At 75.3% G+C, this 21,016-nt stretch carries 19 protein-coding genes; 15 read left to right on the forward strand and 4 right to left on the reverse strand.

The window, feature by feature from the left end; genetic code table 11:
- The first annotated feature begins 9 nt into the window (after positions 1 to 9).
- From GYH36_RS06175 to GYH36_RS06190, 4 genes are all read left to right on the forward strand, one after another.
- On the forward strand, positions 10 to 2,817 hold the full coding sequence (locus tag GYH36_RS06175) for a GNAT family N-acetyltransferase (protein ID WP_162289392.1): 2,808 nt from the start codon (positions 10 to 12) through the stop codon (positions 2,815 to 2,817).
- An 83-nt stretch (positions 2,818 to 2,900) separates the two neighbouring features.
- The gene (locus tag GYH36_RS06180) at positions 2,901 to 3,494 is read left to right on the forward strand and encodes a DUF5998 family protein (protein WP_024839514.1); all 594 of its coding nucleotides are present in this window, start codon (positions 2,901 to 2,903) and stop codon (positions 3,492 to 3,494) included.
- On the forward strand, positions 3,491 to 4,693 hold the full coding sequence (locus tag GYH36_RS06185; RefSeq protein WP_312028524.1) for an alkaline phosphatase family protein: 1,203 nt from the start codon (positions 3,491 to 3,493) through the stop codon (positions 4,691 to 4,693). Before GYH36_RS06180 ends, GYH36_RS06185 begins: the two co-directional genes overlap by 4 nt.
- Positions 4,694 to 4,750: 57 nt before the next feature.
- The gene (locus tag GYH36_RS06190; RefSeq protein WP_024839516.1) at positions 4,751 to 5,392 is read left to right on the forward strand and encodes a thymidine kinase; all 642 of its coding nucleotides are present in this window, start codon (positions 4,751 to 4,753) and stop codon (positions 5,390 to 5,392) included.
- A gap of 77 nt (positions 5,393 to 5,469) precedes the next feature.
- On the opposite strand, the gene sepH is transcribed toward GYH36_RS06190, so the two are convergent.
- Positions 5,470 to 6,585: a septation protein SepH gene (sepH, locus tag GYH36_RS06195; protein ID WP_162289393.1), complete on the reverse strand. Its 1,116-nt coding sequence runs from the start codon at positions 6,583 to 6,585 to the stop codon at positions 5,470 to 5,472.
- Between the two features lie 228 nt (positions 6,586 to 6,813).
- On the opposite strand from sepH, the gene GYH36_RS06200 reads away from it, so the two are divergent.
- From GYH36_RS06200 to GYH36_RS06210, 3 genes are all read left to right on the forward strand, one after another.
- Positions 6,814 to 7,467, forward strand: coding sequence for a trimeric intracellular cation channel family protein (locus GYH36_RS06200; RefSeq protein WP_024839518.1), 654 nt, complete (start codon positions 6,814 to 6,816; stop codon positions 7,465 to 7,467).
- 3 nt (positions 7,468 to 7,470) lie between these two features.
- Positions 7,471 to 8,322: an inositol monophosphatase family protein gene (locus GYH36_RS06205; protein WP_312028525.1), complete on the forward strand. Its 852-nt coding sequence runs from the start codon at positions 7,471 to 7,473 to the stop codon at positions 8,320 to 8,322.
- A gap of 322 nt (positions 8,323 to 8,644) precedes the next feature.
- A complete protein-coding gene (locus GYH36_RS06210) occupies positions 8,645 to 8,944 on the forward strand; it encodes a DUF4193 domain-containing protein (RefSeq protein ID WP_021483601.1) in 300 nt (99 codons plus the stop codon).
- 121 nt (positions 8,945 to 9,065) lie between these two features.
- On the opposite strand, the gene GYH36_RS06215 is transcribed toward GYH36_RS06210, so the two are convergent.
- Positions 9,066 to 9,578: a DUF3093 domain-containing protein gene (locus tag GYH36_RS06215; protein WP_162289394.1), complete on the reverse strand. Its 513-nt coding sequence runs from the start codon at positions 9,576 to 9,578 to the stop codon at positions 9,066 to 9,068.
- Between the two features lie 76 nt (positions 9,579 to 9,654).
- Here GYH36_RS06215 and dut point away from each other — a divergent pair, with 76 nt between their 5' ends.
- The 4 genes from dut to GYH36_RS06235 all read left to right on the forward strand — a co-directional run bounded on the left by dut (position 9,655) and on the right by GYH36_RS06235 (position 12,389).
- A complete protein-coding gene (gene dut, locus GYH36_RS06220; protein WP_312028526.1) occupies positions 9,655 to 10,131 on the forward strand; it encodes a dUTP diphosphatase in 477 nt (158 codons plus the stop codon).
- Positions 10,132 to 10,237: 106 nt separating this feature from the next.
- Positions 10,238 to 10,978 (forward strand): DUF3710 domain-containing protein, encoded by a 741-nt coding sequence (locus GYH36_RS06225; RefSeq protein ID WP_115942457.1) that lies wholly within the window; start codon positions 10,238 to 10,240, stop codon positions 10,976 to 10,978.
- A 1-nt stretch (position 10,979) separates the two neighbouring features.
- Positions 10,980 to 11,354 carry an OB-fold nucleic acid binding domain-containing protein gene (locus GYH36_RS06230; protein ID WP_024839523.1) on the forward strand — a complete coding sequence of 125 codons (375 nt, stop codon included), beginning with the start codon at positions 10,980 to 10,982 and terminating at the stop codon, positions 11,352 to 11,354.
- 126 nt (positions 11,355 to 11,480) lie between these two features.
- Positions 11,481 to 12,389 carry a DUF3159 domain-containing protein gene (locus GYH36_RS06235; protein WP_115942458.1) on the forward strand — a complete coding sequence of 303 codons (909 nt, stop codon included), beginning with the start codon at positions 11,481 to 11,483 and terminating at the stop codon, positions 12,387 to 12,389.
- A 27-nt stretch (positions 12,390 to 12,416) separates the two neighbouring features.
- Here the strand turns inward: GYH36_RS06235 and GYH36_RS06240 are convergent, their stop codons facing one another.
- Both GYH36_RS06240 and GYH36_RS06245 read right to left on the reverse strand, forming a co-directional pair.
- Complete coding sequence (locus tag GYH36_RS06240) at positions 12,417 to 13,202, reverse strand: potassium channel family protein (RefSeq protein ID WP_162289395.1); 786 nt, start codon at positions 13,200 to 13,202, stop codon at positions 12,417 to 12,419.
- The gene (locus GYH36_RS06245; protein WP_024839526.1) at positions 13,202 to 13,855 is read right to left on the reverse strand and encodes a potassium channel family protein; all 654 of its coding nucleotides are present in this window, start codon (positions 13,853 to 13,855) and stop codon (positions 13,202 to 13,204) included. The genes GYH36_RS06240 and GYH36_RS06245 overlap by 1 nt, the downstream gene beginning before the upstream one ends.
- 94 nt (positions 13,856 to 13,949) lie before the next feature.
- On the opposite strand from GYH36_RS06245, the gene GYH36_RS06250 reads away from it, so the two are divergent.
- From GYH36_RS06250 to GYH36_RS06260, 4 genes are all read left to right on the forward strand, one after another.
- Positions 13,950 to 15,956 (forward strand): APC family permease, encoded by a 2,007-nt coding sequence (locus GYH36_RS06250; RefSeq protein WP_162289396.1) that lies wholly within the window; start codon positions 13,950 to 13,952, stop codon positions 15,954 to 15,956.
- A gap of 39 nt (positions 15,957 to 15,995) precedes the next feature.
- The gene (locus tag GYH36_RS06255; protein WP_155098931.1) at positions 15,996 to 17,360 is read left to right on the forward strand and encodes a class I SAM-dependent RNA methyltransferase; all 1,365 of its coding nucleotides are present in this window, start codon (positions 15,996 to 15,998) and stop codon (positions 17,358 to 17,360) included.
- A 146-nt stretch (positions 17,361 to 17,506) separates the two neighbouring features.
- Positions 17,507 to 17,683, forward strand: a complete 177-nt coding sequence (locus GYH36_RS19270) for a hypothetical protein (protein WP_155098932.1) — start codon at positions 17,507 to 17,509, stop codon at positions 17,681 to 17,683.
- A 269-nt stretch (positions 17,684 to 17,952) separates the two neighbouring features.
- Positions 17,953 to 20,772, forward strand: coding sequence for an aconitate hydratase (locus tag GYH36_RS06260; RefSeq protein WP_162289397.1), 2,820 nt, complete (start codon positions 17,953 to 17,955; stop codon positions 20,770 to 20,772).
- Positions 20,773 to 21,016 lie beyond the last annotated feature (244 nt).

The following is a 21,016-nucleotide window of genomic DNA, read 5'->3' on the forward strand; positions in this document are numbered from 1 at the left end:
CCTGGGCACGTGAGCGACGGCGGCGCAGCCGGGCAGGGCCCGGACACGTACCCGGTGGAGTGGGAGGCCGACGTCGTGCTGCGCGACGGGACGACGACCCACGTGCGCCCGATCCGCCCCGAGGACGCCGACGCGCTCCAGCGCTTCCACGTCGGCCAGTCCGAGCGCTCGACGTACCTGCGCTTCTTCGCCCCCATGGAGCGGCTGTCCGAGCGCGACCTCGAGCGCTTCACGCACGTGGACCACGCCGACCGCGTCGCGCTCGTCGCGGTCCGGCCACGCGACGGCGCCCCCGACGCGGCCCCCGGTGACGCGGACGAGGACATCATCGGCGTCGCGCGCTTCGACCGCACCGGGCCCGCGGAGGCCGAGGTCGCGTTCAACATCGCGGACTCCGCGCAGGGCCGCGGGCTCGGGTCCGTGCTGCTCGAGCACGTCGCCGCCGCGGCGCGCGAGCGCGGCGTCCGCCGCTTCACCGCGGAGGTGCTCCCGCAGAACGGCAAGATGCTCGCGGTGTTCCGCGAGGCCGGGTACGACGTGCACCAGCAGATGGACGACGGCTTCGTGCAGGTGAGCGTCGACCTCGACCCCACGGAGCGGTCGCGCGCCGTCATGGCGGACCGCGAGCACCGCGCCGAGGCCCGGAGCATGCAGGGCCTCCTCGGTGCGACGAGCGTCGTCCTCGTCGGGCCCGGAGCGCCGCGCCGCGACGTGCCCGACCGTCCGGGTGAGGCCCTCGACCGGGTCCTCGCCCGGCGCGCGCTCGCGGCGCTCGTGCGCAGCCACGACGTCACCGTGCACGTCGTGGGCGTGCCCCCCGACGAGGACGCCGCGGACGCGCCGCTCCCGGCCCACGACGGCGCCGGGCCGCACGAGCACGCGCGCCTCGCCGACGTCCCCGGCCCGGTCGAGCTCGCCGTCGTGGCGCTGCCCCCGCCCGACGCGATCGACGCGGTCCGCCAGCTCGCCCGCCTCGGGGTGCGCGGCGTCGTCGTGCTCTCCGCCGGGTTCGCCGAGACGGGGCCTGACGGCCTCGCGCTGCAGCGCGAGCTCCTGCGCGTCGCGCACACCGCCGGGCTGCGCGTCGTGGGACCCGCGAGCTACGGCCTGCTCCGCACGGGCGACGCGCGCGAACGCCCCGCGCTCGCGGCGACCCTCGCCGACGACCTCCCGGCACCCGGCGTGGTGGGCCTGTTCAGCCAGTCCGCGCCCATGGCCGTGACGCTCCTCGCGACGACGGCGCGGCGCGGCCTCGGCGTGTCGTCGTTCCTGTCCGCAGGGCACCGGGCCGACGTCTCCGGCAACGACCTCATGCAGTACTGGCAGGACGACGCCGCGACCCAGGTCGTGTGCCTGTACCTCGAGTCGATCGGCAACCCGCGCAAGTTCTCCCGCATCGCGCGCCGCCTCGCGTCGGTCAAGCCGGTCGTCGTCGTCACGGCCGGGCGCTCCGGGCACGTCGTCCCGCCCGGGCACGCCGTGCGCTCGACGCGCGCGCCGCGCCGCACGCTCGAGGAGATGCTGCGCCAGTCGGGCGTGATCCGCGCCGAGAACACGCACCACATGATCGACATCGCCCAGCTCCTCGCGCACCAGCCGCTCCCGCGCGGCCGCCGCGTGGGCATCCTCGCGAGCTCCGCCTCGCTCGCGGCCCTCGTCGCCGAGGCGTCGTCGTCCGCCGGGCTCGTCGTCGCGCGCACCGACTTCCTGCCCGAGGACGCGTCCGCCGAGGACGTCGCGGCGACCGTCGACGCCCTCTACGCGCCCGACGCGTGCGACGTCGTCGTCGTGGTCCAGGTCCCCGTGGCCCGGCCGCGGCGCGAGGACGTGTCGCGCGCGGTCGCCGCCGCGGCGGCACGCACGGGGCGCACGACGGTCGCGAGCATGCTCGGGCTCCACGGCCTCACCGACGAGCTCGCCGCCCCGGCCGCCGACGACGCGGCGCCGGACGGGCTGCGCCGCGTCCCCGCGTACTCCACGCCCGAGGACGCGGTGGCCGCGCTCGGCGCCGTCGTGCGGTACGCGCGCTGGCGAGAGGCCGACCACGGCACGGTCGTGCGCCCCGCGGGGACCGACGCCGCGCGCGCCCGCGCGCTCGTGGAGCGCACCCTCGGCGACAAGGACGCCGTCGAGCTCGACCCGGCCACGACCGCCGAGCTCCTCGCGTGCTACGGCGTGCGGGTCTGGCCGGCGCGTCGCGTCCGCACCGCCGACGAGGCCGTCGCGGCCGCGCACGAGGTCGGGTGGCCCGTCGTGCTCAAGAGCACCGCCGCCGGGCTGCGGCACCGCGCGGACCTCGGCGGCGTCCGGCTCGACATCGGGGACGAGACCGAGCTGCGCACCGACGTCGCCCAGATGCGCGAGGCGCTCGCGGCCGTGCTGCCCGCCGCGGCGGACGAGCCGTTCGAGATCCAGGCGATGGCGGACGCGGGCGTGGCGTGCGTGATCCGCTCGACCGAGGACCAGCTGTTCGGCCCGGTCGTGTCGTTCGGCCTCGCGGGCGACGCCGTCGACCTGCTGGGCGACGTGGCGTACGGGGTGCCGCCGCTCACGGACGTCGACGTCGCGGCGATGGTGCGCTCGGTGCGGGCCGCGCCGCGGCTCTTCGGGTACATGGGCACGCACGCGGTCGCGACGGCCGCGCTCGAGGACGTCCTCGCGCGCGTGTCCGTGCTCGCGGACGACCTGCCCGAGGTGCGCAGCCTCGAGCTCTACCCGGTCGTCGTGTCCGAGCACGACGCCGCCGTGCTCAGCGCGCGCGTGACGCTCGCCGACGCGCAGCGCGCCGACGCGCTCCGGCGCGCGCTGCCCGGCTGACGCCGCCGTCCGCGGCGTCCCGCGGTCCACAGCGCCGCCGCGGCAGGTGGCCGGGGCGGTGCGCCGGATGGGAGAATGCGCGGGTGCCCTCAGCAACATCGAACGCCTGGACCGACCTGACGACCCAGCTCCACCGCGCCGGCTACTACCCGGAGCTCGTCGCGGACGTCCTCGACCTCGCGGTCGCGGGGGAGGAGATCGTCTCGCACCTCGTGCTGCCGGAGACGACGTTCGACGCGGCCGAGGTGCGTCGCCACCTCACGGTGCTCGTCCTCACGCCCACGCGCCTCGTCACCGCGCACGTGGACGACCACCCCGCCGACAGCGAGAACCCGTCGGCGTCCGCCGCGGCCACGACCGAGTCGGTCCCGCTGGCCGAGGTGCGCTCGGTGTCCCTCACGCACGTCGTCGCGGAGCCGCACGAGCACCGCGCGGGGACCGCGCCGCTCGAGGTGACGCTCGCGCTCGGCTGGGGCGCCGTCTCGCGCGTCGACCTCGAGCCGGCCACGTGCCCCGACCCGGCGTGCGACGCCGACCACGGCCTCACCGGCCAGATCACCCCCGACGACGTCGTCGTGCGCGTGAGCGCCGAGGCGGAGGGTCGCGACGCGGTCCGCGCGGCGGTCGACTTCGCGCGCGCGCTCTCGCGCGCCACGGCTAGGCACAGCGCCCGGTGAGCGAGGCACGCGCGGACGAGGCCGGTCTGCCGGCGGCTCCGGCGCTCCCGGTGGGGCTGCTCGCCCCCGAGCACGGCGACGGCGGGCTCGCCGCGGTGCTCCCCGCCGCGGCGGGCGCGCTCGGCGTGCGCTTCACGACGGCGACGGGCGTCGCGAGCGAGCGCGCGCGCACGGCTCTCGACCTGCCCCGCGCCGAGCGGGTGTGCGTCGTGCTCGTCGACGGCCTCGGGCACCTCAACCTCGCCGAGCGGGCCGGGCACGCGCCGTTCCTGCGCTCCCTGCTGCCCGACGCGCGCGCCCTCACCTCGACGTTCCCCAGCACGACCGCCGCCGCGATCGGCGCGTTCGGCACCGGGACGGCGCCCGGCCGCACGGGCATGCTCGGGTACACCCAGCGCAACCCCGTGACCGGTGGCCTCGCGAACATGGTGTCGTGGGACGGCGCCCCGCCGCCCGCGGAGCTCCAGCGCGAGCAGCCGGTCCTCGAGCGCGTCGCCGCGGCCGGGCTCGCCGTGACGTCGACCGGGCCGGCGCGGTTCGCCGGGTCCGGGATGACGCTCGCGGCCCTGCGCGGCGGCACCTACGCCGCGGGCGAGGGACTGCCTGCGCGCGTCGACGCCGCGGTGCGTGCGCTCGCCCGCCCCGGCCTCGTGTACGTCTACTGGGGCGAGGTCGACAAGGCCGGCCACCACCACGGCAGCGCGTCCTGGCAGTGGGGCGACGAGCTCGAGGCGCTCGACCGCGAGCTCGCCCGGCTCGTCCGGTCGGTCCCGACGGGCACGCTCGTGCTCGTCACCGCGGACCACGGCATGGTCGACGTCGACCCGGCGTTGCGCCGCGACGTCGCGACCGACCCGGTCCTGTCGCGGGGCGTGGCGCTCGTGGGCGGCGAGCCGCGCGCGGTGCACGTCTACGCCGAGCCGGGGGAGGCCGAGGCCGTCGCCGAGCGCTGGCGCGACGCGCTGGGCGAGGACGCGCTCGTCCTCGGCCGTGACGAGGTGCTCGCGCGCGGCCTGCTCGGGCCCGACCCGCGCCCGGACGCGGTCGCGGCGGCCGGTGACGTCGTGGTCGCGATGCGCGGCCGCGCGACGGTCGTCGACTCGCGCACCCAGACGCCCGCGTCGCTCGGCCTCGTCGGGGTGCACGGCTCGCTCACCGAGCGCGAGATGCGCGTGCCGCTCCTCGTCGCGGCCACCTGAGCCCGCCCGACCCGCCGTCCGACCCCGCCCGACCGACCTCGCGAAGGAACGCCCCCGATGGCCGAGCTCGTCTTCTTCTCCGGGACCATGGACTGCGGCAAGTCCACCCTCGCGCTCCAGCTGGACCACAACCACGCGGCACGCGGGCGCCGCGGGCTGATCTTCTCGCGCAACGACCGCGCGGGGTCGGACCGGCTGTCGTCCCGCCTCGGGCTCGAGGTCGTCGCGCGCGAGGTCGACGACGACACCGACTTCTGGTCGCTCGTCACGGCCGAGCCCGTGCCCGTGGACTACCTGGTGTGCGACGAGGCGCAGTTCTACTCCCCGGCGCAGGTCGAGCAGCTCGCCCGGCTCGTCGACGAGACCGAGATCGACGTGTTCGCGTTCGGGATCACGGCCGACTTCCGCACGCGCCTGTTCCCCGGGTCGGCGCGGCTCATCGAGCTCGCCGACCGGGTCGAGGTGCTGCAGGTCGAGTCGCTGTGCTGGTGCGGGCGGCGCGCGACGCACAACGCCCGCACCGTGGACGGCCGCATGGTCGTCGAGGGCGACCAGGTCGTCGTCGGGGACGTGGACGCGGGGTCGGGCGAGATCGGCTACGAGGTCCTGTGCCGTCGCCACCACATGCGCCGCATGACGACGACCGTCGCCCGTCGCCTCGCGACCCAGGACGGGCTCGCGCTCGACCTGCCGCGCTGACCGCACCCGACGGCTCCGTCGACCGGGTCGTCGCGAGTCACCGGCTCGCGCCCGCCGTCGCCGGCCCGAGCCGGCGACTACTCCGGGCGCGCCCCGAACACGATCTCGTCCCAGCTCGGCACCTTGGCACGCGAGCGGTTCTTCCCCCTGCGCGGCTCGCGCGCGCCCTGCGGGCGGCCCGCGTGCGGCGGCTCGGCCGCGGCGGGCGGCGCGTCGGCGTCGGGCGCGGGGCGTGACGCCGACGGGTGCTCGTCGCGGGGCCGGCTCTCCGCGGGCACGTCGTCGCGCCCCTCCGGGGCGTCGCCCCCGGACGGCGCCGCGGCGTCCGTCGGGGCGTCGTCGAGCGGCCGGATCGTCGGGAGGTGGACGACCGTCGCGCCCGACGGCGCGGGGGAGTCGTCGCGCTCGTCCGGCACGCGCCCGACCTGCGGCCCGAAGCCCTCGAACGGCTCCTGTCCCTCGACCTCGACCGGGCCGCCGGGCGCGCGCCGCGGGCGCACCCCACGGCGCTGGCTGAGGTCGTCGAGCAGCTCGGCCGTCCCGTCGTCGGCCGGCGGCCCGCCGCGTCGCCCGCGACCGGTCGCGTCGACGTCGAACACGGCGACCGCACCCGGCGTCGGGTCCTGCGGGGCGTCCGTCCCCGCGAGCCACCGGGCCTCGTCGTCGAGCGGCTGCAGCACGCGCGTGCCGGGGTCGTAGGACCAGCGTGCGGCGCGGCTGCCCGAGCCGACCTCGAACGCGGCCGTCACGACCCACGGCGCGCCGTGCTCGCGCGCGGCGCTCCAGTCCACGGACTCCGGGTCGACGTCGCGCGCGGCGAGCCGCTGCGCGACGAGCTCGCCGACCGTCGGCGAGTCCTCCTCGTGCCCGGGGCGCGAGCCGCGGACGCGCTCCACCACGTACTCCTGCTCCGCGACGACCGGGCCGGCGAACCGGCGCACGTGCTCGACGGCCAGTCCCGCGACCTCGGCGACCGCCTCGACGGTGTCGCCGGCCCGCAGCCGCGCCTGGATCTCGCGCGGGGCGAGGTTGCGCTCGCCCTCCGCGCGCAGGTGCTCGAGGTGCGGGCGGTCCCGCCGCACGGCCGCGCGCAGCGCCTCGGTGATCGGCAGCGTGAACTGCGCGCCGCCCGTCGCGCGCAGGACGAGGTGCTCCCCGTCCTCGTGCAGTCTCACCAGCTCCAGCTCGTCCATGGGTCCTCCCGTGTCGCCGCGCCCGGTGGCGCTCGCGGTGCCGCGAGGTCCCCGTCGCCGGGCGGGCCGTCCGGGGGCCCGCCGGGCTCCGCGGACCGTGACGTCCGCCGCACCGCTGTCTCGAGGGTGCCATCGTCCCACCCGCGAGCGGCGCAGCACGCGCGGTGTGCCGCGGACTCGGCGCGCGGCTCCCGGGCGGTCGCGCGCCCGGCTGGGATGATGCGGGGTGTGATCCTCGACCTGGTGCCCGGCGACGCGCTCGAGCTCGCCGGCGTCTTCTTCGCGGCGCTGTCGGGCGGGCTCGCCGCGGTGCGCAAGCGGTTCGACCTCGTCGGCGTGCTCGTCCTCGCGTGGGCGGCGGGACTCGGCGGAGGTCTCCTGCGCGACGTCCTCATCGGCGCGATCCCGCCCGTCGGGATCTCGGACTGGCGGCTCGTCGCAGCCGCGGTCCTCGCCGGCGCGGTGACGTTCTTCTGGCACCCGCGGCTCGAGCGCCTGCGGCGCAGCATCATCGTGCTCGACGCCGGCGCGCTCGCGCTCTTCGTCCTGTCCGGCACGATGAAGGGGCTCGAGTACGGGGTCGGCCCGCTCGCGGCGGTCTTCGTCGGCGTCCTCACCGGCGTCGGTGGCGGCATCCTGCGGGACCTGCTCACCAACGAGGCGCCGCTGCTGTTCCAGGACAAGCAGCTCTACGCGATCCCGGCGCTCGCGGGCGCCGCGCTGACCGCCGCGCTCGCGGGGCTCGGCGCGCTCGGTCCGCTGTCCCAGGCGGGCGTCCTCGCGCTCGTGCTCGGCTTCCGCCTGCTCTCGCTCCGGCTCGGCTGGGCGGCCCCCGGCCCGTGGGAAGGTCGCACGGGGCGCCGCGGGTCGGGCAGGATGTGAGCCGTGCGCCTCTTCATCGACGACCCCCGCCTGCCGGACGACGTGACCGTGGCCGACCTGCGCGACCTCGCCGAGCGCCTCGCCCGCGAGGCGGGCGAGCTCGTGCGCTCCGGCCGCCCCGACCAGGTCGAGGTGGCGGCGACCAAGTCGACCGCGACGGACGTCGTCACGCGCATGGACGCGGACTCCGAGGCCCTCCTGCGGCGCGAGATCGCGGCGGCGCGTCCGGACGACGCGATCCTCGGCGAGGAGGAGGGCTCGTCGTCCGGCACGTCCGGGATCACGTGGGTGATCGACCCCGTCGACGGGACGGTCAACTACCTCTACGGCGTCGCGTCGTACGCGGTGTCCGTCGCGGCCGTCGTGGGCCCGCCCGACCCGCGCGAGTGGACGGTGCTCGCCGGGGCGGTGCACTCGGTCGTCGACGACCGCACGTGGACGGCGGGGCTCGGCGCGGGCGCGACGCTCGACGGCCGCCCCGTGCGCGTCAACGCCGAGACCGGCCTCGGGCAGTGCCTCGTCGGGACGGGCTTCGGGTACGACGCCGACCGCCGTCGGGCGCAGGCCCGCGTGCTCGTCGACGTGCTGCCGCAGGTGCGCGACATCCGCCGGCTGGGCTCGGCGGCGATCGACCTGTGCCTCGTGGCGACGGGAGAGCTCGACCTCTACTACGAGCGGGGCCTCAACCCGTGGGACATGGCGGCGGGCGCGCTCGTGGCGCAGGAGGCCGGCGCGCGGGTGACCGGACTGCGCGGGCGTCCGGCGGACCGCGAGATGGTCGTCGCCGGACCGCCCGAGGCGGTCGCCCGGCTGGTCCGGGTCCTCGAGGACGTGGACGCCGACAGGGACTCCTGAGGTCCCGGCGGGGGCGTCGGCGAGGGCCGCCCGCCCTCCTCGAGCGGGCGCGTGTTCGCCCGTGACGAACGACACCGCACGACGTGCGCCGTACGGGGTGCAACGCCTCGCGAAATGGTGCAGAATCCGGGGGCCCGCCGGGAACAATTCCGGTGCGCCGCGCATTGATCAGCGTGCACGTGCAGCGACGACCTCGACGCACGCCACGTCACGGGGTGCCCCCCGCGCCCCGCACCTGTGCCGACCGGCACACCGGCCCCTGGCCGGCGGTCCGGACGGGCACTGTCGCGATCGACGAATACTCCGGAGAGTGACCCCACAGATGGCAACAGACTACGACGCCCCCCGCAAGAGTGAAGAGGAGCTCAGCGAGGACTCGCTCCAGGAGCTCCAGGCTCGTCGCTCCGACAAGAGCTCGGGCGTCGTTGACGAGGACGAGACCGAGGCGGCGGAAGGTTTCGAGCTGCCCGGTGCCGACCTGTCCGGCGAGGAGCTCTCCGTCCGGGTCCTGCCTCGTCAGGCGGACGAGTTCACGTGCGCGAGCTGCTTCCTCGTGCACCACCGCAGCCAGCTCGCGTACGAGAAGAACGGGCAGCAGATCTGCTCGGAGTGCGCCGCCTGAGCCGCACCGCACGACGACCCTGCCGGCCGTCGCCCCCTCCCCGGGGCGGCGGCCGTCGTCGTCTGCGGCGGTCGGCGTCGTCCCCGCGGGGTCGTCCGCGGCTCGACCGGGGCGACGCGGTTCAGGCCGCGCGCGCGGCGCGCAGCGCGTCGGCGAGGCGCTGCGGGTGGCGCGTCGAGACGAGCCAGTACGGCGTGGGGTCCTGCGGGTCCTCGAGCGTGACGTGCACGCCGGTGCGCGCCCACGCGCGCAGGCACACGTACGCGCGCGCGTCGAGGCGCGGTCCGAGCTGGACGCGCATCGCCTCGGCGTCGAGCGTCGTGACCTGGCCGAGCAGCCTGACGGGGATGTGGGCCCGCCCGGCGCGCAGCTCGCCGTCGGCGACCGCGACGACCGGCGACGTCCACCACAGCGCCACGACGCCGGCCGCGGCGGCGAGCGCGCCCACGCCGAGCGCGATCGCGTGGCTCGCGGGCCACAGCGCGATCCCGAGGACCGCGGCGAAGCCGAGCGCCGCGGCCCAGCCGCCCACGCCGGGCAGGAGCCGTTCCTGGTACGACGGCGCGCTCGGGCCGGCGTTCCCGGCGGCGGCCGGGGTCGAGGACGGGATGCTGCGGTCGGCGGCGTCGGTCATGGGTCCATCATCCCAGCAGTCGCGGAGCGGCCCGACGTGCTCGCCCGGCCTCCGCGGGACCACTAGGCTCTGGCGGGTGCCGAACCACCACCAGCCCACGACCGGGGACGTCGACGTCCTCATCACGCTGCTCGACGACGTCCCGCTGCCCGCCTACGCCCACCCGGGCGACGCGGGCGCGGACCTCGTGACCACCGTCGACGTCGAGCTCGCGCCGGGGGAGCGCGCCGTGGTGCCGACGGGCGTGTCGATCGCGCTGCCCGACGGGTACGCGGCGTTCGTGCACCCGCGCTCGGGCCTCGCCGCGAAGCACGGCGTCACCGTCGTCAACGCCCCGGGCACGGTCGACGCCGGGTACCGCGGCGAGATCAAGGTGACGCTGCTCAACACCGACGCGCGCGAGAGCGTCGTGCTGCGCCGCGGCGACCGGGTCGCGCAGCTCGTCGTGCAGAGGGTCGAGCGGGCGCGGTTCGTGCAGGCCGAGCGGCTGCCCGGCTCGCACCGCGGCGAGGGCGGATTCGGGTCGAGCGGCGGGTGGACGCCCGCGCCCTGACCGGCGCTCCCGACCCGCCGCTGCGCGGGCTAGTGTGGAATCAGTGCGGGGCGAGCGCCCCGTGAGGAGTCCCGGCCGAGTGCCGGGCAGGTGAAGGAGTTCGTCCGTGGGTCTGTTCCGTCGCTCCAGGTCGTCCGAGCCGGCCGAGTCGCCCGAGCCGTCGGGCACCGCGCCCGAGCAGGTCGACGCCGGCGCGCCCGCCCCCGCGGTCGCGGACGAGAAGCCGGCCCGCGGCCCGTTCGACTCCTCGCAGGTCCCCGAGCGCGGGCCGCGCCTCGACCTCGGTGCCGTGTGGCTGCCGGGCGTCCCGGGCATGGAGCTGCGCATGGAGGTCGACAAGAAGACCCAGCGCATCACGGGCGTCGCGTGCGCGGTCGCAGGCTCGGGCCTGCAGGTGCAGGCGTTCGCCGCGCCGCGCACCGAGGGCATCTGGGACGAGATCCGGGGCGAGATCGCGGCCTCGGTGACCAAGCAGGGCGGCACGGTCGACGACATCCCCGGCCCGTTCGGCCGTGAGCTGCTCGCACGCATCCCCGCCCAGACGCCGGACGGTCGCCCCGGCGTGCGGCCCGCGCGCTTCGTCGGCGTCGACGGCCCGCGCTGGTTCCTGCGCGGCGTCCTCACGGGCAAGGCCGCGGTCGACCCGGCCGAGGCGCGGCTGCTCGAGTCGGTGTTCGCGAACATCGTCGTCGTCCGCGACCAGAGCCCGCGCCCCCCGCGCGACCTGCTCGCGCTGCACCTGCCGGGCAAGGGCCCGGCCGCGACGCCGCCTGCTCCCGCCGGAACCCCTGCGACGCCCTCGTTCGACCCCCTCACGCGCGGGCCGGAGATCACGGAGATCCGCTGACATGGCCCCCACGCTGCGCGACGCCTGGCGCACGGCGCTCGCCTCCCAGGAGGAGCTGGCCGCGGACGAGGAGCGCACCGAGGCGGCGCGGCAGAAGGGCTGCCGGGCCGTCTCCGACCTGCCCAACCGCCGCCGCGCCAAGATCTCCGGCGTCCTGCGCTCGGTCGTGCTGCGGCCGCGCGAGGGCGTCCCGACGGTCGAGGTCGAGCTGTTCGACGGCTCCGGCGTCGTCGACCTCGTATGGCTCGGCCGTCGCCGCATCGCGGGGATCGAGCCGGGGCGCCGCGCGCTCGTCGAGGGCCTCGTGTGCGACGTCGACGGGCGGCGCACCATCTTCAACCCGCGCTACGAGCTCCTCGCCAAGCCGGGGGAGTGACGCGCGGCGGCGCCCGCCGCACCGTGCCGTGCCGTGCCGTACGATCCTGCGGGTCCGCCGCGGCCGCGCCGGACCCGTCGCCGGGACCGCGGCCGACCGACCCCGAGCCACCGAGGACGCCACGAGATGACACCCAGCAGCGACCCGAGCGGCCCCGCGCAGCGTCCCGACGCCGACGAGCCGTCCGCGGCCCACGACGCCGACGTCGCGGAGACCGTCGTCGACGACGTCGCGGCGCCCGAGGACGGCCGCGCGCGCGGCGTCCGGGCGCTCGCCGGTCAGGAGTTCTCGGTCGCGGACGCGATCGGCGGTGTCCGCGGGCTCGTCGAGTCGGTGGCCCCGGGGCTCGTGTTCGTCGTCGTGTACGTCGCGACGACGAACCTTCCGTGGGCGCTGTGGACGTCCGTGGCCGCCGCGCTCGTCGCCGTCGCGGCCCGTCTGGTCCAGCGCACGCCCGTGACCCAGGCCTTCGGCGGGCTGCTCGGCGTCGGGATCGGCGTGATCTGGGCGTGGCGCTCGGGTGAGGCGCAGGACTACTTCGCCTGGGGGCTGTGGACCAACGCGGCGTACCTCGTCGCGCTCCTCGTCTCGGTGCTGGTGCGCTGGCCGCTCGTCGGTCTCGTCGTCGAGGGCTTCCGCAGCGGCTTCGGCGCGGGGGCGGCGACGACGTCGCCCGCGGCCGCCGACGACGCGCGCGCGGAGGGCGAGCCGGGCGATCCGGCGTCGCCGGACGGCACGGCGGCCGCGGAGCCGGGGGAGCCCGGCGCGTTCGCGCGCTGGGCGCGCGCGTGGCGGTCCGACCGCGCGCTCCTGCGCCGCTACACGGCCGCGACGTGGCTCTGGATCGGCCTGTTCGCGGCGCGCCTCGCCGTGCAGGTGCCGCTGTACCTCGACGGCGACGTCGGCTGGCTCGGCACGGCGCGGCTCGTCATGGGCATCCCGCTGTGGGCGCTCGTCCTGTGGCTCACGTGGGTCCTCGTGCGTCGTCCGCACGCCGTCGCGGACCGTCCCGCCGCGGACCGTCCGGCCGCGTAGCGCGACCACCCGCCGGCGGACGGCGCGTCACCGCGCGTCGTCGGTCGCCTCGGGGGCCTGCAGCGGGGCGTCGTCGTCGGCCTCGGGAGCCGGCACCGGGGACTCGACGGCCTGCTGCGGCTCGTCGTCCGGCGTCGCCGTCCGCTCGTCCGGCGCGTCGGCGAGGAGCCGGCGCAGCGCGTCCTCGTCCGCCTCGCTCCCGGTGACGAGCAGGAGCTCGTCGCCGACCTCCAGCGTGTCGTCCGGGCTGGGCGCGATGGGGCGCGCGCCGCGGACGATCGCGGCGAGCACGGTGTCCGGCGGCCACGGGACGGCACCGACGCGGCGACCGACGAGCGGGGACCCCGGCGGGAGCGTCACCTCGAGGATGTCCGCGCCCGACTGGTGGAACGTGAAGATGCGGACGAGGTCGCCCACGGCGACGGCCTCCTCGACCATCGCCGTCATGATGCGCGGCGTCGAGACGGCGACGTCCACGCCCCACGACTCGTCGAACATCCACTCGTTCTTCGGGTTGTTGACGCGCGCGACCGTGCGCGGCACGCCGAACTCCGTCTTCGCGAGCAGGGACACGACGAGGTTGACCTTGTCGTCGCCCGTCGCGGCCACGATGACGTCGCACTCGTCGACCTTCGCGTCCGCGAGCGACGACAGCTCGCACGCGTCCGCGAGCAGCCAGTCCGCCTCGGCGACCTGGGCGACGCGCATCGCCGCCGGCTGCTTGTCGATCAGCATGACCTCGTGGTCGTGGCTGAGGAGCTCCCGGGCGATCGAGCGGCCGACCGAGCCCGCTCCCGCGATGACGACGCGCATCACTCGGCCTCGACCTTCGGTGCGTGGGTGAGCAGGCGCTCGACGGCGGCCGCGCGCTCGTCCTCCATGATCACGTGCAGCACGTCGTTCTCCTGCAGGACGGTGCGCTCGGTGACGACGGTCCCGTCGCCGAACCGGCTGACGAACGCGACGCGCGCGCCGGTCGCGTCCTCGATGGCCCGCACGGTCCGCCCGATCCAGCCCGGGTGGAAGTCCACCTGCGCGAGCCGCACCCGGCCCGACGGGTCGCGGTACTCGTCCGTCGCGCCGAACGGCAGCATGCGGCGCAGCACCTGGTCCGCGGTCCACCGCACGGTCGCGACGGTCGGGATGCCGAGGCGCTGGTAGATCTCCGCGCGCTGCGGGTCGTAGATGCGCGCGACGACCTTCTCGACGCCGAACGTCTCGCGCACGACGCGCGCGGAGAGGATGTTCGAGTTGTCGCCGTCGGAGACCGCGGCGAAGGCGTACGCGTCCTCGATGCCGGCCTGCACGAGCGTGTCGCGGTCGAACCCGACGCCCGTGACCTTCTTCCCGGTGAACTCGGAGGAGAGGCGGCGGAACGCGTCAGGGTTCTGGTCGACGACGGCGACCGAGTGCCCGCTCGACTCGAGGGACTGGGCGAGGGTCGCGCCGACCCGGCCGCAGCCCATGATCACGAAGTGCACGAGTCGAACGCTACCGTCCGGCGGCCCGCCCGGCGCGCACCAGCGCGGCCGGGCGACGGCGGGCATAGCATGAGGCCTCGTGTCGGAGATCGCTGATGCCGCGAAGCGGCTGCTGCTCGGGCGGCCGGTCCGCAGCGAGCACCTGGGCCACACGCTGCTCCCCAAGCGCGTGGCCCTGCCCGTCTTCGCGTCGGACGCGCTCTCGTCCGTGGCGTACGCGCCCGACGAGATCCTCCTGACCCTCGCGATCGCGGGCCTCAGCGCCACGATGATCTCCCCGTGGGTGGGGCTCGCCGTCGTGGTCGTGCTCCTCACGGTCGTCGCGTCCTACCGCCAGAACGTGCGCGCCTACCCGTCGGGCGGCGGCGACTACGAGGTCGCGACGGTCAACCTCGGACCGACCGCGGGCGTCGGCGTCGCGTCGGCGCTCATGGTCGACTACGTGCTCACGGTCGCCGTGTCGATCTCCTCGGGAGCGCAGTACGCGGCGAGCGCGATCCCCGCGCTGCGCGACCACGAGGCGGCGTTCGCGATCGGTCTCGTCGTGCTGCTCACGCTCGTCAACCTGCGCGGGGTCAAGGAGTCCGGCACGTTCTTCGCGGTGCCGGTCTACCTGTTCATGGCGGCCATCGGCACGACGGCGGTCGTCGGGTTCTTCCGGTACGTCACCGGCTCGCTGGGGCAGGCGGAGAGCGCGCGGTTCGAGCTCACGGCCGAGAGCGGGTTCGACCAGGGGCTGATCGGGATCGCGGGCGCGTTCCTCGTCGCGCGCGCGTTCGCGTCCGGGTGCGCGGCGCTCACGGGCGTCGAGGCGATCAGCAACGGCGTCCCCGCGTTCCGCAAGCCGAAGTCGCGCAACGCGGCGACGACGCTCGCGCTGCTCGGCGGCATCTCCGCCGTGATGATGCTGTCCATCCTCTTCCTCGCGCGCGCGACGGGCGTGCACTACGCGGAGGACCCGCACACGCAGCTCGCGCTCGACGGCGAGCCGCTGCCCGCCGACTACGTGCAGCACCCGGTGCTCGGGCAGCTCGCGGAGACGGTGTTCAGCGGCGTGCCGGTGCTGTTCTACGTCGTCTCGGCGGTGACGGGGATCATCCTCGTCCTCGCGGCCAACACCGCGTTCAACGGTTTCCCGGTGCTCGGCTCGATCCTCGCCAAGGACGGCTACCTGCCCCGGCAGCTGCACACGCGCGGCGACCGGCTCGCGTTCTCGAACGGCATCATCACGCTCGCCGTCGCCGCGATCGTGCTCATCTGGGCGTTCGACGCGCAGGTCACGCGCCTCATCCAGCTCTACATCGTGGGCGTGTTCGTCTCGTTCACGCTCTCCCAGCTCGGGATGGTGCGGCACTGGACGCGCGCGCTGCGCACCGAGCACCAGCCGCGCGAGCGCTCGCGGATGCGCCGCTCGCGCGCGGTGAACGCGGTCGGCCTCGCGATGACCGCGACGGTGCTCGTCATCGTGCTCGTCACGAAGTTCACGCACGGCGCCTGGATCGCGATCCTCGCCATGGGCCTCGTGTTCGTGCTCATGCGGTCGATCCGCAAGCACTACGACACGGTGCGCGACGAGCTCGCGCTCGGCGACGACGAGGCCACCGCGGCGCGCGCCCTGCCGAGCCGCGTGCACGCGATCGTGCTCGTGTCGAAGATCCACCGGCCGACGATGCGCGCGCTCGCGTACGCGCGCGCGTCGCGCCCGTCGGTGCTGGAGGCCGTCACCGTCGGCGTCGACCCGGACGACGTCGACGAGCTCATGCGCCAGTGGGAGGCGCTCGACCTCCCGGTGCCGCTCCGCGTGCTCGACTCGCCCTTCCGGGAGATCACGCGACCCGTGCTGTCCTACGTGCGTTCGGTGCGGCGCGAGTCGCCGCGCGACCTCGTGGTGGTCTACATCCCCGAGTACGTGGTGGGGCACTGGTGGGAGCAGCTGCTGCACAACCAGAGCGCGCTGCGACTCAAGGGTCGCCTGCTCTTCACGCCCGGCGTCGTCGTGGCGTCCGTGCCGTGGCAGCTCTCCTCGTCGCAGGGCCAGACGGGCCTCGAGGGCGAGGGGTTCCGCCAGCGCTTCACCGGCTACTGACGGGCGGCGAGCGACGGCCGCGTCCGGGATACTGGGGGCATGCCGTCCTCCTCGCGTGGTCCCGCCGTGCCCTCCGACCCGTTCGAGCCCCGGCACGTCCCGCGCCGTCCGGGCCGGCGCTCGGGGCGCCAGACCCGGCGGTCGCCGCGCGTCGAGCCTCGACCTGAGGTCGAGGTCGAGCTCGAGGTCGGCCCGGTCGCGCACGGCGGGCACTGCGTCGCGCGGCACGACGGCCGCGTCGTCTTCGTGCGCCACGCGCTGCCCGGCGAGCGCGTCCGCGCGCGCGTCACGGAGGGCGGCGACGCCGCGAAGTTCTGGCGCGCGGACGCGGTCGAGGTCCTCGAGGCGTCGGCCGACCGGGTGCCGTCGGTGTGGCCGGAGGCCGGTCCCGGCGGGGTGGGCGGCGGGGAGCTCGCGCACGTGGCCCTCCCCGCGCAGCGGCGCTGGAAGCGCGACGTCCTCGCCGAGCAGCTGCGCCGGATCGCGGGGATCGACCTCGATGAGTCTCACCCTCAGGTCGAGGTCGAGGGTCTGCCCGGCGACGACGAGCGCGGCGGCCTCGCCTACCGCACGCGCGTGGACCTCGTGGCCGACGGCGGGGGACGGGCCGGCATGCACCGCTTCCGCTCGCACGACGTCGTCCCGCTCGAGTCGATGCCGCTCGCGAGCGAGGACGCCGCGGACCTCGCCGTGCACGAGAAGGTCTTCACGCGCACGTGGCGCCCCGGCACGCGCATCGAGCTCGTCGCCCCCGTCGGCTCGGCGCCCGTGCTCCTCGTGGACGGCACGCCCTGGCGCGGCGGGTCGCCCGACCAGCGACCCAACGCGCGCCGCAGCGTCGTCGAGCGCGTCGCCCTCGGCGACCAGGAGCACGTCTACCGCGTCGCGGCCGCCGGGTTCTGGCAGGTGCACCGCGAGGCGCCCGCCACGCTGACCCGCGCGGTCCTCGACGGGGTGGGCGACGTCGACGGCGCGCGCGTGCTCGACCTCTACTCGGGCGCCGGTCTCTTCACGACCCCGCTCGCCGAGGCGGTCGGGAGCGCGGGCTCGGTCGTCGCGGTCGAGGGGGACGACCGCGCGGTGCGCGACGCACGACGCAACGCGCACGGGATCGACCGGGTCACGCTGCACCACGGGCCGGTCGAGCGCGTCCTCGCGGACGAGCCGGCCGACGCCGACGTCGTCGTGCTGGACCCGCCGCGCGTCGGCGCCGGGCGCGCCGTGGTCGAGGCGATCGCCGCCCGTCGCCCGTCGCGCGTCGTGTACGTGGCGTGCGACCCGGCGGCCCTCGCGCGCGACGTCGCCTACCTCGCCGACCACGGCTACGGGCTCTCCGCGCTGCGCGCGTTCGACCTCTTCCCCATGACGCACCACCTCGAGGCGGTCGCCGTCCTCACGCGCTGAGCCTCGCCCGGGCTCGGCGGGCCTCGGTCCGTCGGGTCGCAGCGGTGCGCGCGCCGGGCATGAACGCGCCTCCCCGCGCGTTCCCCGGGAGAGGGGCGGAACGACCAGGTGGCCCGCGCGAGGGCGGCGGGCGGAGAGGACCGAGGGTGACGACGGGAGAGACGGACGACGTCCGGGACGTCGTGGGCGTGAGCGTCCTGCTGGCGAACGGACGGCTCGCGGGACGGAGCTTCGCGACGCGCGCCGAGGCGGAGGCGTGGGCGCGCCCGGAGGAGGGGGAGCAGGTCGTCGAGCTCAACCTGCTCTGCGACTGCGACCTCTGACGACGGCGCTCCCGGGCCTCCGGGCGGGCGCCCGGCCGACGAGCGGCGCGGGGCCGTGCACACGGGTGCGAGCCATATATCTTGACGTCAAGATATATGGGGTATGCTGGTCGCGGTGCAGGTCGCAGCGGGTCGTGGACGAGCCGCCGACCACCGCCCCAGCAGCCCTCCGGGGCCTGGCGGGGGCGGCGCGCCGGCCCGGCGTAGGCTGGGCGAAGCCCCCTGAACCATGGCATCCGTGCCACCGTCTCGCCACGAAGGAGCTACGAGTGAGCAGCGTCGACACGTTCGGGTCGAAGGGAACGCTGGAGGTCGGTGAGAACTCGTACGAGATCTTCCGCCTCTCCGCCGTCGAGGGTGTCGAGCGCCTCCCGTACAGCCTGAAGATCCTCGCCGAGAACCTCCTGCGCACGGAGGACGGCGCCAACATCACCGCGGACCACGTCCGCGCGCTCGCGTCCTGGGACCCGGACGCGCAGCCCGACACCGAGATCCAGTTCACGCCGGCGCGCGTGATCATGCAGGACTTCACGGGCGTCCCGTGCGTCGTCGACCTCGCCACGATGCGCGAGGCCGTCGCCGAGCTCGGCGGCGACCCGTCGCGCATCAACCCGCTCGCGCCGGCCGAGATGGTCATCGACCACTCCGTCCAGATCGACGTCGCCGGCCGCGCCGACGCGTTCGAGCGCAACGTCGAGTACGAGTACCAGCGCAACCACGAGCGCTACCAGTTCCTGCGCTGGGGCCAGACGGCGTTCGACGACTTCAAGGTCGTCCCCCCGGGCACCGGCATCGTGCACCAGGTCAACATCGAGTACCTCGCGCGCACCGTCATGACCCGCGAGGTCGACGGCGTGCTCCGCGCGTACCCCGACACGTGCGTCGGCACCGACTCGCACACGACGATGGTCAACGGCCTCGGCGTGCTCGGCTGGGGCGTCGGCGGCATCGAGGCCGAGGCGGCCATGCTCGGCCAGCCCGTCTCGATGCTCATCCCGCGCGTCGTCGGCTTCAAGCTCTCGGGCTCGATCCCCGCGGGCGTGACCGCGACCGACGTCGTGCTCACCATCACCCAGATGCTGCGCCAGCACGGCGTCGTCGGGAAGTTCGTCGAGTTCTACGGCGCGGGCGTGGCCCAGGTGCCGCTCGCGAACCGCGCGACCATCGGCAACATGAGCCCCGAGTTCGGCTCGACCGCCGCGATCTTCCCGATCGACGGCGTGACGATCGACTACCTGCGCCTCACGGGCCGCAGCGACGAGCAGCTCGCGCTCGTCGAGGCGTACGCCAAGGAGCAGGGCCTGTGGCTCGACCCGGAGGCCGACGGCTACGTCGAGCCCGTGTTCTCGGAGTACCTCGAGCTCGACCTGTCGACGGTCGTCCCGTCCATCGCCGGCCCGAAGCGCCCGCAGGACCGCATCGAGCTCGGCGAGGCGAAGGAGTCGTTCGCGTCCGCGATCCTCGACTACGTCGACGCGCACGAGGCCGCGCCGTTCACCGGTCTCGACGAGTCGGTCGAGGAGACGTTCCCCGCGTCCGACCCGATCGCGGCGGCCGCGCACGACAACGAGTCCGACCACCCGGTCGCCCCGGGCCACGCCGACAGCGCGAAGCGCCCGCACAAGGTCGTCCCCGTGACGCTCGAGGACGGCACGCAGACCGAGCTCGACCACGGCCACGTCGTCATCGCCTCGATCACGTCGTGCACCAACACGTCGAACCCGTCGGTCATGCTCGCGGCGGCTCTGCTCGCCAAGAAGGCCGTCGACCGCGGCCTCGCGTCGAAGCCGTGGGTCAAGACGTCGATGGCGCCGGGCTCGCAGGTCGTGACGAACTACTACGAGAAGGCCGGCCTCTGGCCGTACCTCGAGAAGCTCGGCTTCCACCTGGTCGGCTACGGCTGCGCCACGTGCATCGGCAACTCGGGCCCGCTCGCCGAGGAGATCTCGGCGACGGTCAACGAGCACGACCTGTCGGTCGTCTCGGTCCTGTCGGGCAACCGCAACTTCGAGGGCCGCATCAACCCCGACGTGAAGATGAACTACCTCGCGTCGCCGCCGCTGGTCATCGCGTACGCGCTCGCGGGCACGATGGACTTCGACTTCGACAGCGAGCCGCTCGGCACGGACCCGCACGGCGAGCCGGTGTTCCTCCAGGACATCTGGCCGTCGCCGGAGGAGGTGCAGGCGACGATCGACGCGTCGATCGACCGCGACATGTTCACCAAGGACTACGCGGACGTCTTCTCGGGCGACGAGCGCTGGCGTGCGCTCGAGACCCCCGAGGGCGACACGTTCGCGTGGGACGCCGAGTCGACCTACGTGCGCAAGCCCCCGTACTTCGACGGCATGGGCATGGAGCCGTCGCCGGTCACGGACATCTCGGGTGCGCGCGTGCTCGCCAAGCTCGGCGACTCGGTCACGACCGACCACATCAGCCCCGCGGGCGCCATCAAGGTGGACTCGCCCGCCGGCAAGTACCTCGCGGAGCACGGCGTCGCGCGCCGAGACTTCAACTCCTACGGCTCGCGCCGCGGGAACCACGAGGTCATGATCCGCGGCACGTTCGCGAACATCCGCCTGCGCAACCAGCTCCTCGACAACGTCGAGGGCGGGTACACGTTCAACTTCGTGAAGAACGCGCAGGACACGATCTACGACGCCGCGCAGGACTACGCCGCGCAGGGCACCCCGCTCGTCATCCTCGGCGGCAAGGAGTACGGCTCCGGCTCGTCGCGCGACTGGGCGGCCAAGGGCACCGCGCTCCTGGGCGTCAAGGCGGTCATCACCGAGAGCTTCGAGCGCATCCACCGCTCGAACCTCATCGGCATGGGCGTGCTCCCGCTGCAGTTCCCGGCGGGTGAGAACGCCGAGTCGCTCGGCCTCGACGGCACCGAGACGTTCGACATCGCGGGCATCACGGCGCTCAACGACGGCACCACGCCGTCGACCGTGAAGGTCACCGCGACGAAGGGCGACGGGACGACGGTCGAGTTCGACGCCGTCGTGCGCATCGACACCCCCGGCGAGGCGGACTACTACCGCAACGGCGGCATCCTGCAGTACGTGCTCCGCTCGCTCGTCGCCTGAGTCCGGAGTGCAGCGCAGGGTGAGGGCCGAGGAACGAGGCACTCGCCCGCAGCGGAACGCAGGACTCGGGCGACCGGCTGGACTCGTCGCCTGAGCCAGCGGGACGCACGCCCCGGCGGGGCGCTCACCTCTCGAGGTGGGCGCCCCGCCGTCGTCTCCGGGGTTCCGCGCGCGGCCGACGCGAGATCGGCAGGTCGTGGCGAGATCGGCGGTCGCACGTGCCGAGCCGGCATGTGACTGCCGA

This window comes from Cellulosimicrobium composti, assembly GCF_010287905.1.
Taxonomy (GTDB): Bacteria; Actinomycetota; Actinomycetes; order Actinomycetales; family Cellulomonadaceae; genus Cellulosimicrobium; species Cellulosimicrobium composti.

What these genes read in the sequence shown, in the direction of transcription:
- GYH36_RS06190 (WP_024839516.1), top strand. Translation starts at nt 4,751, where the DNA reads ATGGCCGAGCTCGTCTTCTTCTCCGGGACCATGGACTGCGGCAAGTCC.
- sepH (WP_162289393.1), bottom strand. Translation starts at nt 6,585, where the DNA reads ATGGACGAGCTGGAGCTGGTGAGACTGCACGAGGACGGGGAGCACCTC.
- GYH36_RS06210 (WP_021483601.1), top strand. Translation starts at nt 8,645, where the DNA reads ATGGCAACAGACTACGACGCCCCCCGCAAGAGTGAAGAGGAGCTCAGC.
- GYH36_RS06215 (WP_162289394.1), bottom strand. Translation starts at nt 9,578, where the DNA reads ATGACCGACGCCGCCGACCGCAGCATCCCGTCCTCGACCCCGGCCGCC.
- GYH36_RS06230 (WP_024839523.1), top strand. Translation starts at nt 10,980, where the DNA reads ATGGCCCCCACGCTGCGCGACGCCTGGCGCACGGCGCTCGCCTCCCAG.
- GYH36_RS06235 (WP_115942458.1), top strand. Translation starts at nt 11,481, where the DNA reads ATGACACCCAGCAGCGACCCGAGCGGCCCCGCGCAGCGTCCCGACGCC.
- GYH36_RS06240 (WP_162289395.1), bottom strand. Translation starts at nt 13,202, where the DNA reads ATGCGCGTCGTCATCGCGGGAGCGGGCTCGGTCGGCCGCTCGATCGCC.
- GYH36_RS06245 (WP_024839526.1), bottom strand. Translation starts at nt 13,855, where the DNA reads ATGGGCTGCGGCCGGGTCGGCGCGACCCTCGCCCAGTCCCTCGAGTCG.
- GYH36_RS06255 (WP_155098931.1), top strand. Translation starts at nt 15,996, where the DNA reads ATGCCGTCCTCCTCGCGTGGTCCCGCCGTGCCCTCCGACCCGTTCGAG.